We start from the raw sequence: 13,189 nt of genomic DNA, 5'->3' as shown, positions 1-13,189 counted from the left end.
CGAAATGCGAATTTTCGGACTCGATTCATTATGCGTCCGGCGCGCATACGGAATCGGTGCCGCCGACGCCGTAACCTCGACGCCCCTCACTAGTTGACCAGGGCATGAAGAAGCGCAGCATGCTCGCCATCGCCTCCCTCGCCGCAGGCGTCGTCACCGCCCTCGTCAGCCCGCCCCAGGACGCCTCCGCCACGGAGGCCGGCGGCCCGGCCGCCGGTGTCACCGGCCTCCTTCAGGAGGACGCGGGCGTCGGCTCCCTCGTGGGCGAGACCGTCGAGGGCGCCGGTGGCGGCCTCCAGGCCCCGGAGGCCGGCGGGCTCCTCTGACCGCACCGCCCGGAGACCACCCCCGTGCCCCGTACGGCGCCCCTCGCGGCCGCACGGGGCACGCCCGTGTGCGCGCAGTGCACCGGGAATGACAGGATGTCCCCATGAGCAACAACGTCTACTTCGACATCACCATCAACGGCGACGCGGCCGGCCGGATCGAGTTCAAGCTCTTCGACGAGGTCGTCCCGAAGACCGCCCGCAACTTCCGCGAGCTGTGCACCGGCCAGAACGGCTACGGCTACGCCGGCTCCCCGTTCCACCGCGTCATCCCGCAGTTCATGCTCCAGGGCGGTGACTTCACCAACGAGAACGGCACCGGCGGCAAGAGCATCTACGGCGAGAAGTTCGAGGACGAGAACTTCCAGCTGAAGCACGACCGCCCGTACCTGCTGTCCATGGCGAACGCGGGCCGCAACACCAACGGCTCCCAGTTCTTCATCACCACCATCGTCACCAGCTGGCTCGACGGCAAGCACGTCGTCTTCGGCGAGGTCGTCAAGGGCCAGGAGATCGTCGACAAGATCGAGAAGCTGGGCTCCGCCTCCGGCCGCACCAGCGCCGACATCCGGGTCGCCGCGTCCGGCGTCGTCGGGGCCTGATCCCCCCCCGGTACGGCTCACGCCGCACACCGCCCACCGCCCCCGTGCCGCACCGCCGGCCGGGGGCGGCGGCACGCCCCGACCGCTCAGGCGAGGGCGCGCGCGAGGGCCCGGGCGAAGCCGTCCGGGTTGTCGATCATCATGTTGTGCCCGGCGGCCGGGACCTCGAACACCGGTATGCCCTGGGCCGCGACCTTCTCGGCGTCGGCGTCCGGCAGGCTGAACTCGCCCACCAGGAACGCCCGAGGCCGCTGGAGGGCGGCCAACAGCTCACCCGCGGCCGGCACCGAACCCTCCACCAGCGCCACCGCGCTGCGGTGCACCGCCACCGGCTCGGCGAGCCGCAGCCGCGCCGCGTAGTCCGCCCGGTCCTGGCCCGCGACCATCGCGGCGAAGCCCTCCCGCACGAAGGACTCCTCCTCCTGGGCGGCGACGGGGGAGGAGAACATGCCCCCGCCCGGATACAGGTTCGGCTCGGCCACCACCAGACGGTCCACCAGATCGGGACGGCACGCCGCCAGATGGATCGCGACGGCCCCGCCCATCGAATGCCCGATCAGCTCGACCCCGGACAGCCCCTCGTGGTCGAGGATCCGGGCGACGACCGCCGCCTGCGACTCCATGCGGTAGTCGAAGCCGCGCGGCCGGTCGCTCAGACCGAAACCCAGCAGGTCGACGAGGAGCGAGCGCCGTCCGGCGAGCTCCGGACGCGCCGCGATGTGCGCGAAGTCGGACGCGCCGGTGCAGCCGAGCCCGTGCACGTACACCCGCGCGGGTCCCTTCGCGCCGCCCGGCAGGTCGATCCACCGCACATGCCCCGGCGCCTCCGCAAGAAACAGCTCCCGCATGGCCCCTCGCCTCCCCTGTCACCCCGTCGGACCGGCTCCCCGACCGGTCCCGACCAGCCTACGAGGCACCACTGACAACGGCCCCGGGCGGCTCAGGCCTCGCCCCCGCCGAAGCGGCGCTCGAACTTCGCGATCCGTCCCTCGGTGTCCACGGTCCGCGCCTGGCCCGTGTAGAACGGGTGGCTCTCGGAGGAGATCTCGACGTCCACCACCGGATAGGTGTTGCCGTCGTCCCACTCGATGGTCTGGTCGCTGGTCGCCGTGGACCGGGTCAGAAACGCGAACCCGGCGGACCGGTCGCGGAACACCACGGGCCCGTACTCCGGCTGCTTGTCCTGCTGCACATGTCCTCCTCGGACGGCCTGCCAGTCTTCCCCCGGTGCGCCCAGCCTCCCCGCGCGCCGCCCGCACGACCAGCGCCGCACACCCGACCGGGTGACGGTGCGGACCGCCGTCACGCACGGTGGGCGTGCGGCCCCCACCGGGCCGCCAGGAGCACGGCGATGTCGTCCGGCCGGTCGGTGGCCTGACGGGCCTCGCGAATCAGCCGGTCGGCGGTCTCCGGCAGCGGCGCCGACCCGGTGGCGGCCAAAGCCCGGCGCAGCCGCTCGATCCCCTCGTCGATGTCCGTGCCCGGCCGCTCCACCAGGCCGTCCGTGAACAGGGCGAGGACCTCACCCGGTTCGAGCCGCAGCCGGGTCACCGGGTAGGTGGCACTGTCATCCACCCCGAGCACCACCCCGCCCGCCAGGTCCACGGCCACCGCCGAGCCGTCCGTGCGGCGCAGCAGCGGCTGCGGATGGCCGGCCCGGGCCGCCCGCAGATCACCGGTCTCCGGGTCCAGGACGACGTAACAGCAGCTCGCGAACTGCCCCGGGTCCAGGTCGATGAGCAGCCGGTTGGTGCCCCGCACCACCTCCTGCGGGGAGTGCCCGCTCAGCGCGAACGCCCGGACCGCGCTGCGCAGCTGACCCATCGTCGCCGCGGCGGCCACGCCATGCCCCTGTACGTCCCCGATGACCAGGGCCAGCCGGCCGTGGCCGGTCTCGATCACGTCGTACCAGTCGCCGCCCACGTCCATGCCCTGGGTGCCCGGCAGATAGCGGCCGACCGTCTCCACGCCCTCGTGCACCGGCAGCCGGTGGGGGAGCAGGGCGTCCTGCAGGCCCCGGGCGAGCGCCGACTCCGAGTCGTAGCGCTGCGCCCGCTCCAGCGCCTGCGCGATCAGGCCGGCGAGCGCGGTGAGCACCGTGCGTTCCTCGGTGGTGAAGCCGCGCGGCTGGTCGAAGCCGAGGATGCACGAACCCACCGGCCGCCCCGAGGCGATCAGCGGCAGGAACGCCCGCGCACCCGTGTGCGCGTCCAGCGGCAGCCCCGGATAGGCCGTGCCCAGCTGTTCCATCGACTCGAAGAAGAGCGGCCGCCCCGAGGTCAGCGTCTCCACCCCGGGGACCCGCGCGTCCAGGGCGACCCCGTCGAAGGGCTCCAGGAAGCCCGGCGGGAAACCGGTCTCCCACGCCAGGTAGAGATGCCGTTCGCTGAGGAGGTAGATCGCCAGCTGTCGGCCGCCGAAGGCAGGCAGCAGTTCCTCGGTGACCACCGCCGACACCTGGCGCGCCGTCACCGCCTCGGAGAGCGCGATCGCGAGCGCCACCGGGCGGTAGAGGGCCGCGGCCTGCCCCTCGGGGGAGGACAGCCCGTCGGCGTCATCGGCGTGCGCGGGGGGCGCGGTGCCGGCCGGGCGGTCGGCCGGGTCGCCCTCCGGGACGAGCACCAGCGTCACCCCGTCCTGCCCCGGATACAGGGACACCGACAGCCACTCGCCGTGCCCTGGGTGGGCGAGGAAGTGGATCGGCTGGTCGGACAGGAGCGCTCCGCGCAGCTGTTCCTCGTGGTAGGGGTGGGCGAACCAGGGCAGGGCCTCCCACAACGCCCGCCCGGCCAGGGCGTCGCGCGGCACGCCGAGCAGCGCCTCCGTCCGCGCGTTGACGTAGGTGATCCGCCCGAGGCGGTCCATGGCCAGGATCGCCCGGGGCAGCCGGTCGGTGGCGTCGGAGCCGAGGAGCCCGGTGCCGAGGTCGACGAGGGAGCCGGTCAGCACGTTGCCCTCCCGGCCGTGCGCGAGCGGCCGGGCGGTCACCTCCAGCAGGTGCAGCCCCCCGTCCGGTCCCTTCAGCCTGATCCGGCGCGCGGCCGGCCCGCCCGATCCCGCCGCCTGCCGGGCCAGCGCCCACAGGGCGTAGGTGTCCTCGGGCACGAGCCGGGCGGTGAGCGCCTCGACGGTCCAGGGGGACGGCGCGGCCTCCCCGAGGATCGCCCGCAGACCGGCGTCCGCCGTGACCGTGCCGGTGTCCAGGTTCCAGTCGAAGTAGCCGATCCGCACCGGCGGGCCGGTCCGTACGGGCAGCTGCACGGACTCCGGTTCGGCCGGCCACTCCACCCGCGTCCCGTGCCCGGCGAGGTCGTCGAGGACGGAGCCGAGGCGGCGCGCCTCCTCCCGCATGCGGCCGCGGTCCCGGGCGTCGACCGGCATCCCGGGCGTCGGCGGGCGCAGCACCACCAGCACGCCGTAGCGCTCCCGGCCGCGGATCACGGGGGTGTAGAGGGAGGCGAAGGGGAACGGCAGGCTCGCCACCAGCTGCGGGAAGAGCCGCATGGCCTCCTCGACGTCCCCGAGGTGCACCGGCTGCCCCGACCGGTGGGCCTCCGCCACCGGGAACGGCCGGTTCTCATGCATCCGCCACCAGGGGCGGAACAGCGAGGCGGGCAGGCCCGCGAGCACGGCGAGCCGCAGCAGCCCCGGCGTGCCCGACCGCAGATAGACCCCGCCCGCGTACCCGCCGGCCGCCTCGACCGCCCGCAGCACGGACTCCGCGAGCACCACCGCCAGCGCGTCCGTCCCCGGCCGATCGGCGCCGCCGGCGTCCCGCGGAGGCCCGGTCGAGGCCGACGGCACGGGGCCTGCCGCGCCGTACGAGGTCACACAGCCAGCATGCTCCCGCCCGGAAGGGCCACGCATCCGGAAGTGCGCCCCGGTGAACCACCCCTCGGGGGCATTGACCCGGCTCGGCGCCGCTGGCGAGACTCGGACGTCGGCTGCCGCGCGCCGCGCGGCCCACCCACCACCTCGCGACCAGGGGGCTTGATGACGGGCCGGGTTCTTCCGTACGACGTAGAGGGCAGCGGTCCGCACCGCGTCCTGGTACTGCACAACTGGTTCGGCGACCGGACCAGCTTCGCACCGCTGCGGGAACACCTGGACGGGGACACCGGGTCCTACGCCTTCCTCGACTGCCGTGGCTACGGGGAGGCGATCGACGCCGACGGCGCGTACACCATGGAGGAGGTCGCTGCGGACGCGCTCGCCGTCGCCGACGACCTCGGCTGGGACGACTTCTCCGTCGTGGGCCACTCCATGGGCGGCAAGGCGGCCCAGCTGATGCTGCTCGACGCGCCCGAGCGGGTGCGCTCGATCATCGGCATCTCCCCGGTGTCGGCGGCCGGCTTCCCGCTCGACGCGGAGACCTGGGAGCTCTTCGCGGGGGCCGCCGAGAACCCCGGCAACCGCCGGGCCATCATCGACACCACCACCGGCGGGCGCTACGGGGACGACTGGCTCTCCGGCCTCGTGGACCGCTCGCTGAGGCGCTCCTCGGCCGGCGCCTTCCGGGCCTACCTCGACTCCTGGTCCCGCACCGACTTCCACGAGCGCGTCCGCGACAACCCGGCGCCCGTCCTCCTCGTCGTCGGCGCCCACGACCCGGCGCTCGGCGCGGAGGCGATGGAGGCGACCTGGCTGCGCTGGTACCCCAACGCCCGGCTCACGGTCCTGCCCGACGCCGGGCACTACGCGCCCGAGGAGACCCCGAAGGCCCTCGCCGACGCCATCGAGGCCTTCCTGGCCGCCTGACGCGCGCCCGCCGCCGTACCCGGGGACACTTGCGGCAGAGCAGGGACCCTGGTGATCCCGGGTCCGGCGGCGGGGAGAGGCGGTGCGGCATGATCCTGGCCCTGACGGCGGCCGTGGCGGCGGCGCTGCTCGTGTGCCGGCTCGCCCTCCTGGAACGGCGCGCCCCCGGCACGGCCCGCCGTGCCCTCTCCTTCACCCGCGACCGGCGTGCCCTCGCCGCCGGCCTTCTCGCGGGTCTCCTCCTCGCCGCCCTGGGCTGGCGCACGGCCGGTCCCGGCGCCGTGGCCTGGGCCGCGCTCGCGGCCGTCCTGGTGGCCGGTCTGACGGCCACCGGCTGAGGCCGCACGGCAGCCGCCGACGCGATCCCCTCTCGGCACCACGTCCTCTCGACATCGCGTCCTCTTGGCATCACGTCCGGATTCCGACCCCGCCGACCCTTCGCGCGTGATCGCATTCGGCTGATTTCCGACCGTAAGTTACCTGGCGGTTTCGCGTGACTTCCCACGAACGCGCCAGTAGAACATGTTCCCGTTCATTCCTCGAGTGAGGAACATCACGTGACTGACAGATCCCTTTCGGCCTCGGCTTCCCGAGGCCTGAGCCGCCGTCGGTTCGTCACAGGAACCGGTTCTCTTCTGGGCGGCCTCGCGCTCGCCGGCCCCACCACCGCGGCGAGCGCCACCGGCCTCGCCGGGACCGCCACGACCCCCCTCACCGCGCCGATCCCCTCCGGCGCCCGCGTCCCCGTCCTCGTCATCGGCACCGGATACGGCGGCTCCGTCGCCGCGCTCCGGCTCACCCTCGCCGGCGTCCCCGTCCACATGGTCGAGATGGGCATGGCCTGGGACACCCCCGGATCCGACGGGAAGATCTTCGCCAACACCACCAAGCCCGACTACCGCTCCTTCTGGCTGCGCACCCGCACCAGACAGCCGCTGAGCAACTTCCTCGGCTTCCCGCTCGACAAGGACGTGCCCCGCTACACCGGCATCCTCGACGCCGAGGACTTCGCCGGCATCACCGTCTACCAGGGCCGCGGCGTCGGCGGCGGATCCCTCGTCAACGGCGGCATGGCCGTCACGCCCCGACGGGACCTCTTCCCCGCCATCCTCCCGACCGTCGACCCCGCCGAGATGTACGGCACCTACTACCCCCGCGCCAACGCGGGGCTCGGCGTCACCCCCGTGGACCCGTCCTGGTGGGAGGGCGCCGCCTGCTACCAGTACGCCCGGGTCGGCCGCAAGCACGCCGAACGCTCCGGCTTCCCCTTCGTCTTCGTGCCCAACGTCTACGACTGGGACTACATGCGGCAGGAGGCCGCCGGCGCCGTGCCCAGGTCAGCCCTGGAGGGCGAGGTCATCTACGGCAACAACCACGGCAAGAAGACCCTCCAGAAGACCTATCTCGCCCGCGCCGCCGCGACCGGACGGCTCTCCGTCTCCCCGCTCCACAAGGTCACCACCGTCACCCCGGCGTCCGGCGGTGGCTACACCGTCTCCCTCGACCGGCTCGACACCACCGGCGCCACCGTCGAGACCAAGACCGTCATCGCCGACCGGGTGTTCTTCGCCGCCGGCAGCGTCGGCACCAGCAAGCTCCTGACCCGGCTCAAGGCCACCGGAGCCCTGCCGGCCCTCAACGACCAGATCGGCAAGGGCTGGGGCGACAACGGCAACGTCATGTGCGGCCGGGCCAACCACATGTGGGACCCCACCGGAAAGCTCCAGTCGGCCATGCCGACCGCCGGCATCGACAACTGGGACGCGGGCGGCGCCTTCGCCGAGGTCGCGCCCCTGCCCACCGGCATCGAGACCTACGCCTCCTTCTACCTCTCCATCACCAAGACCCCGCACCGGGCCGAGTTCCGCTGGAACCCCGCCACCGGAAACGTCGACCTCACCTGGGACCGCGCCTGGAAGCAGGCCTCCATCGACGCGGCGAAGACCATCTTCGACAAGATCAACGCCAAGGAGGGCACGATCTACCGCACCGACCTCTTCGGCGGCAACAGGATCTGGGGCGACCACCTCACGTACCACCCGCTCGGCGGCGCCGTCCTCGGCCGCGCGACCGACAACCACGGCCGCCTGCACGGCTACGCCGGTCTGTACGTCATCGACGGCGCGCTCATCCCCGGCAACGCGAGCGTCAACCCGTTCGTCACCATCACCGCGCTCGCCGAACGCAACATCGAGAAGATCATCGCCACCGACCTGTGACGGCGGCGGGACGGGCACGAGGGGCCGGCCGGGCGACCCGGCCGGCCCCGTCACGACCGCCTCAGTGCGTGGGCAGCACGCACACCGTGTCGAGGCCCAGCACCCGGTTGAGCCGCCCGAACGCCAGCCACGAACCCAGACTCATCGTCAGCTCCACGATCTCGACCTGGCTGTACGCCGCCGTCATCCGCGACCAGAACTCCTCGTCCAGGTTGTGGTGGTCCAACGCGTACCGCTCCGCGTACTCCGCCGCGAGCCGGGTCCGGTCGTCGAAGGCCTCCGTCGTCCGCCACGCGAGCACCGCGTCCGCGAACTCCTCCTCGACCGTCTCCCCGTCCCGGTCGGTCCGCCAGTCCAGACAGAACCGGCACCCGTTGATCTGCGCGATCCGCAGGCGCGCCGCCTCGAACTCGCGCAGCCCGAGCGTCGTGTGCGCGTACACCGACAGCGAGAAGTTCGCCGCCGCCATCCCGATCCCGGGCACCATGTCGCCCCATACGTACCCGATCGGCTCCTGGCCCTCGGGAATGTCGATGATCACCGCGGTCTCCTTCCCAGCTTCCCGACCGCCGGCCTGAGCGGCACGTCCAGCGCGTCGTACAGTCCCGGCTCCGCCGCCACGAGCCAGTCGATCGCCCCCACGAGGCGGCCCACGGCGGTCGCGTTGCCGCCCGCGGACCGGTTCTCGCCCTCGTCCGTCGCCTCGACGGTGACCTCGATCCGCGGCCGGCCCTCCACGATCACCCGGTGCGCCCCAGAGCCGTCCGGCGGCACCGGCCAGTCCGGTGCGCAGTCCGGATGGATCCGGGTGACGTGCTCGATCACGAGCAGCGGCTCCCCGTCGACGACTCCCTGCACCTCGAAGCGGACCGCCCCCTGGGTGCCCGCCGCGAACTCGCCCATCGTCCGGGTCCGCACCGTCGTCTCCAGCGGGCGCCGCTCCAGCGTCTCGCGGATCTCGTCCAGCTCGACGCCGAGCGCCCGGGCCATCAGCCGCAGCTGACCGCCCCACACCATCGTCGGCACCGACGGCAGCAGCATCGGCGGCTCGTACGTCATGGGCCGCCCCATGCCGACGAGGTGCCGGACCGACTCCTCCTGCTCGTACGTCGAGTAGTCGAAGATCTCCTGGCAGCGGATCGCCTCCACGGTGCTGCCGAGCCCGCTCACGAGCAGCGGCAGCACGTCGTTGCCCCACCCCGGGTCCACGCCCGAGGCGAAGAGGGAGCCGCCGCCCTCCTTGACCGCCGCCAGGACCGGCTCCCGGAACTCCGGCGGTGCGCCGCGCTGGTCGTACAGCGGATACAGCGAGGGCGTCACGACCACCGCCCCGGCCCGGACCGCCCGCACCACGTCGGCGAGCGCCTCGTCGGGACGCAGGTCCCCGGACGCCGCGTACACGACGGCGCCCGGGCCCCGCGCGAGGACGGCCGCCACGTCGTCCCGCGCCGCGACCCCCAGCTCGCGCCCGAGGCCGGCGAGCTCGCCGGCGTCACGACCGACCTTGGCGGGGTTCGCGACGAGGACGGCCGAGAGTTCGAGCGCCGGGTGGGCGTCGACGGCCCGGATGGCCGCGCGCCCGACATTTCCGGTTCCCCACACCACGGTCGGAATCATGCGCGGAGGGTAGCGCCGCGACCGCGAGGTTCCCAGAGGTGGGACGGAGCGGATCTGACGACTCGTCAGCATGCTCCGGCGGGTCCGGGGGAGGACTCCGGGCGGCCGCGCGGCGGCGGCGCGCCCTCAGCGGCTGCCCCCGGCGCACTCCGCGTAAGCCCTCGGGTCCTCCCGCTCGATCCGGTGCAGCGCGGCCGCCGCCCGCACGGCCGGCGGAGTGCCGTCGTCGGGCAGGCGCCACACGAAGTGCAGCCACGGCCCCTTCTCCGCCGGCTCACCCTCGAAGGTGCCCGGACGATAGTGGAACCACAGCACCGCCGTGTCAGGATCCCGGCCGTCCGCGCTCGCGTGGACGAGCACGCAGTCCCAGCGGGCGAGCGGCTCCGGGCGTTCGCGCAGCGCGGCTCCGATCAGCCGCCCGGTCGTCCGGGCCGGCCACGACCAGCCGTCGTCCCCGGTCGCCCGCGCGAGCTCGGCGTCGTAGGCGGCGGCGTCGAAGCGGTACGCGGGAAGCTCGGGGGCCGGGTCGCCGGACGGCAGCCGGGCCGGGTGCCGCCAGTCCCGCCACACCACCTCGTCGCCCTCGCGGACGACGGTCACCGACAGCGCGCCGCAACAGCCCTCGCAGCACCAGGCGTCCGCGAGCCGCACCTCGCGGGGCTCCTCGGTGGCCACGAGACAGCCCGCGTCGAGGAGGTCCTCGGGGGTGTTTCCCGCGCCACGCCCGAAGACCTCGGGGACGAGCGGTCTCCCGTCCAGGAGGATGCGGGTCTCCACCTGCTCCCCGTCGGCCGGATCGCGCGAGAGGACCTCGATCCGCAGCCGGCCCGGCGGCTCGGGCGCCCGGAAGACGCGCCCGGCGGTATACCGCAGCCAGGCCACCCTTCGGCGCACGGCGGACGGGGCGTCCGCACCGGCCTCCGCGTACACCCCCTCCCAGGCCGTCGAGGAGAGCAGGGCGCCGATCGCGTCGAGCAGTTGCTCCCGCTGTCCTTCCCGCCAGGGCAGCATCCGCGTCGGGCCGCTGTGCAGGTCGACGGCGAGCGAGAGGAGCACGGCGGCGTGATCCAGGGTCGGCCGCAGCGCGCAGGCACGCCGGATCACGAGCTCGTGGACGTCGACGGCCCCGCCGTATCGGAGGATCTCCGCCCGCTCCTCGCGCGGACTCGCCATCCGCACCAGGAGTCGCCCCGCCTGCGCGAGCAGCCGAGGATCGACCGGGCCCCGGCGCAGCAGCCCGCCGAGACCGGCCGCCTCGGCGATCCACCGCGCCTGGGACGCGTTGACGATACGGACGTCCAGCGGCTGCCGGAGCAGCAGTCGCCGGACGTCCCGCGCCGTTCCGTACAGGATCCCGTCCACCAGCGGCCGCAGCTCGGGCCGGCTGACCCGGACGTCCAGCCGGCGCAGCGCGGCCAGTCGCGGGTCCAGGCGCTCCAGGGCCGTCACGGCGAGGTCCGACAGATCCCGCACACGCGACAGCGCTTCAAGAGCGGGCACGTCCTCGGGCTCACCGAGCCGCAGCAGGAGCGCCAGCCCGACGCTCACGGTACGGACCGTCGTGCCCGTACGGACCAGACGGCGGGCCGATCGGCGGGCCGCGGGCACGTCGTCGAGCGGGAGGGACAGGACGGCGCCGACCAGCGGGCCCGTACGGACGGGGAGTTCGGCGAGGGACCGGTCGATCGCCTCGGCCGTGGCCGGGGTGTCGGGTCCGGCGAGGAGCCGGCCGAGGGCCGCCCGCACGGCAGCGGCGGCCTTCCCGCCACGCAACCATGGTCCGGTCCCGAGGAGTGACGGCTCCTCAGGAGCCGCATAGCCACCGGCGGGTGGTCCGCCGTCCCCTTCGGCCGCGAGGCGGTCGAGGACGAAGGCGTACAGGGAGGGCCGAGAGGTGAGCGCCACGCGCTCGTCCGCGGCGCTCACCGGGCGGAGGTGTGCTCGATTCTGTCGATCATGCCTCGAGGGTGCCCCGCCCGGCGGCGTCCCGTCCAGCGAATTTCCGCTACGAGCCCGCCGTGACCCCCGCCGTCGTCACGTCCTCGGCGAGGCGCAGCGCCGGCTACGAGCCCGCCGTGACCCCCGCCGTCACCATGCCCTCGGCGAGACGCAGCGCCACGAACGGCACGGTGTCACCCGGCAGCACGTACCGCTCGACCTCCACGAAGCCGCGGGCGAGCGCGAAGCGCAGTCCCTCCTGGTTGCTCGCGAGCACGACGGTCTCCACGCCCGCGTCGCTCAGCGTCCTGGCGTGCGCCAGGCCCCGCTCGTACAGCGCCGTCCCGTAGCCCCGGCCGCGGTAGGCGGGCAGGACGCGGGAGATGACGGTGGCGGCGGGGGTCTCCTCGTCCGGTGGGCGGACGGTGGAGCAGCCGACGGCCGTGCCGTCCGCGTAGGCCACCTCGAGCCGGTTGCGGGCGGCCCGCTCGCGCACCTCGTCGGCGGAGAGCGGGGCCGTGGGGATGATCGCGTTGTGGATCAGCCGCCAGTCCGCGAGGAGCGCGGCGGACGCGGCCGGGTTGGCGGGGTCGATCCGGGCGATGCGAAGGGCGTTCGCGGGCGAGTCGTTCACCGGGTCAGGAGATCGCCGCACCCTACGGCTCGTCAACTCCTTTGCCGTGCCCGGCCAGGGATCCGCGCTTGGGCCCGGACGGGTGAGGGGACCCGGCCGGGGCGACAGGCACGCGCACGCACCGGGTACGGATGGCGGCATTGCCCCGAAGCTCGGAGGTGGCCCGCCCATGGCCGTCCGCATGCCCGTCCGCGCGGGCACCGCAACGGTGCTGACCTGCGCCCTGTCCGCGGTCCTGGTGCTTGCCGGATGCACCCCGGCCCCGTCGCCGCCCGCCGCGCCCGCCAAGGGACCCGCGAAGGCGCCCGCCGGGGCGGCGGCACCGCCGCGGGAGGTACGCGGCGGCGCCGACCGCGCCCCCTCGCGCATCCCCGGCGTCGGCCCCCGCACCCAGGCCCGCGTCCCCGCCGGCACCACCCAGGTCCTCGTCGTCAGCGGCGAGAGCGCCGACGGCAACACGGCCACCGCCGTGCTGTACGAGCGGGAGCCGGCCGGCCGGTGGCACCGGACCGCCGGCCCCTGGGTCGGACACAACGCCCTGCGCGGCTGGACCGAGAACCATGTGGCCGGTGACCTGCGCTCGCCGACCGGGGTCTTCCGCCTCGGCGACGCCGGCGGCCGGCTCCCCGACCCCGGTGCGCGCGTCCCGTACGACCAGGACGAGGAGTTCGCCGTCTCCGGCACCGGTTTCCTCGGTGAACCCCTGGAGGGCTCCTTCGACTACGTCGTGGCCATCGACTACAACCGCGTACCGGGCACCACCCCCCTCAACAAGGAGCGCCCGCTCGGCCCGGAGAAGGGCGGCGGCGTCTGGATCCACGTCGACCACGGCGGCCCCACCCAGGCCTGCGTCTCCCTGCCGCGCGAGGACATGACGGAACTGCTGCGTGCCCTGGACCCGGTGCGCGAGCCCGTCGTCGTCATGGGCCCGGCCGCGGTCCTCGCCCGCTGAGGGTCCCTGAGGGTCCCTGAGAGGCCCCTTACCCGTGCCGTGCCTGCCGTGCTCCCGCGCCACGCCGCGCAAAGGCTTGGCCGGTACGTCCGTTCTGCCGCAAGGTGTCCCCGGCGTCCGGGGCCGCGCCATCGGGGGACGGC

At 74.1% G+C, this 13,189-nt stretch carries 13 protein-coding genes; 6 read left to right on the top strand and 7 right to left on the bottom strand.

What is annotated here, in order from left to right; translation table 11 throughout:
- The first annotated feature begins 104 nt into the window (after window positions 1–104).
- Entirely contained in the window at window positions 105–326 is a 222-nt protein-coding gene (locus ACFY7C_RS01670) for a hypothetical protein (protein ID WP_389642108.1), read from the top strand.
- A gap of 104 nt (window positions 327–430) precedes the next feature.
- Window positions 431–928 (top strand): peptidylprolyl isomerase, encoded by a 498-nt coding sequence (locus tag ACFY7C_RS01665; protein ID WP_389642105.1) that lies wholly within the window; start codon window positions 431–433, stop codon window positions 926–928.
- 86 nt (window positions 929–1,014) lie between these two features.
- Here the strand turns inward: ACFY7C_RS01665 and ACFY7C_RS01660 are convergent, their stop codons facing one another.
- The 3 genes from ACFY7C_RS01660 to ACFY7C_RS01650 all read right to left on the bottom strand — a co-directional run bounded on the left by ACFY7C_RS01660 (window position 1,015) and on the right by ACFY7C_RS01650 (window position 4,795).
- Window positions 1,015–1,776 carry an alpha/beta fold hydrolase gene (locus tag ACFY7C_RS01660; RefSeq protein WP_389642102.1) on the bottom strand — a complete coding sequence of 254 codons (762 nt, stop codon included), beginning with the start codon at window positions 1,774–1,776 and terminating at the stop codon, window positions 1,015–1,017.
- Window positions 1,777–1,868: 92 nt separating this feature from the next.
- Window positions 1,869–2,120 (bottom strand): type B 50S ribosomal protein L31, encoded by a 252-nt coding sequence (locus tag ACFY7C_RS01655; RefSeq protein ID WP_389642099.1) that lies wholly within the window; start codon window positions 2,118–2,120, stop codon window positions 1,869–1,871.
- Between the two features lie 110 nt (window positions 2,121–2,230).
- Complete coding sequence (locus tag ACFY7C_RS01650) at window positions 2,231–4,795, bottom strand: SpoIIE family protein phosphatase (RefSeq protein ID WP_389642096.1); 2,565 nt, start codon at window positions 4,793–4,795, stop codon at window positions 2,231–2,233.
- A gap of 126 nt (window positions 4,796–4,921) precedes the next feature.
- On the opposite strand from ACFY7C_RS01650, the gene ACFY7C_RS01645 reads away from it, so the two are divergent.
- The 3 genes from ACFY7C_RS01645 (at window position 4,922) to ACFY7C_RS01635 (ending at window position 7,905) form a co-directional block, all read left to right on the top strand.
- Window positions 4,922–5,686 (top strand): alpha/beta fold hydrolase, encoded by a 765-nt coding sequence (locus tag ACFY7C_RS01645; protein ID WP_389642093.1) that lies wholly within the window; start codon window positions 4,922–4,924, stop codon window positions 5,684–5,686.
- Window positions 5,687–5,775: 89 nt separating this feature from the next.
- Window positions 5,776–6,024, top strand: coding sequence for a hypothetical protein (locus ACFY7C_RS01640; protein ID WP_389642090.1), 249 nt, complete (start codon window positions 5,776–5,778; stop codon window positions 6,022–6,024).
- Window positions 6,025–6,243: 219 nt separating this feature from the next.
- The gene (locus ACFY7C_RS01635) at window positions 6,244–7,905 is read left to right on the top strand and encodes a GMC oxidoreductase (protein WP_389642087.1); all 1,662 of its coding nucleotides are present in this window, start codon (window positions 6,244–6,246) and stop codon (window positions 7,903–7,905) included.
- 61 nt (window positions 7,906–7,966) lie between these two features.
- On the opposite strand, the gene ACFY7C_RS01630 is transcribed toward ACFY7C_RS01635, so the two are convergent.
- The 4 genes from ACFY7C_RS01630 to ACFY7C_RS01615 all read right to left on the bottom strand — a co-directional run bounded on the left by ACFY7C_RS01630 (window position 7,967) and on the right by ACFY7C_RS01615 (window position 12,094).
- Entirely contained in the window at window positions 7,967–8,446 is a 480-nt protein-coding gene (locus ACFY7C_RS01630; RefSeq protein WP_389642085.1) for a carboxymuconolactone decarboxylase family protein, read from the bottom strand.
- Window positions 8,443–9,522 carry a dihydrodipicolinate reductase gene (locus ACFY7C_RS01625; protein WP_389642082.1) on the bottom strand — a complete coding sequence of 360 codons (1,080 nt, stop codon included), beginning with the start codon at window positions 9,520–9,522 and terminating at the stop codon, window positions 8,443–8,445. Before ACFY7C_RS01625 ends, ACFY7C_RS01630 begins: the two co-directional genes overlap by 4 nt.
- Window positions 9,523–9,648: 126 nt before the next feature.
- Window positions 9,649–11,448 carry a hypothetical protein gene (locus ACFY7C_RS01620; RefSeq protein ID WP_389642079.1) on the bottom strand — a complete coding sequence of 600 codons (1,800 nt, stop codon included), beginning with the start codon at window positions 11,446–11,448 and terminating at the stop codon, window positions 9,649–9,651.
- 136 nt (window positions 11,449–11,584) lie between these two features.
- Complete coding sequence (locus tag ACFY7C_RS01615; protein WP_389642076.1) at window positions 11,585–12,094, bottom strand: GNAT family N-acetyltransferase; 510 nt, start codon at window positions 12,092–12,094, stop codon at window positions 11,585–11,587.
- A 181-nt stretch (window positions 12,095–12,275) separates the two neighbouring features.
- Here ACFY7C_RS01615 and ACFY7C_RS01610 point away from each other — a divergent pair, with 181 nt between their 5' ends.
- Window positions 12,276–13,046, top strand: coding sequence for a hypothetical protein (locus ACFY7C_RS01610; protein ID WP_389645867.1), 771 nt, complete (start codon window positions 12,276–12,278; stop codon window positions 13,044–13,046).
- Window positions 13,047–13,189: the final 143 nt, after the last annotated feature.

Origin of the sequence: Streptomyces sp. NPDC012769, assembly GCF_042901205.1 — a bacterium.
GTDB lineage: Bacteria > Actinomycetota > Actinomycetes > Streptomycetales > Streptomycetaceae > Streptomyces.
This window is presented reverse-complemented; position numbering and strand designations above follow the sequence as displayed.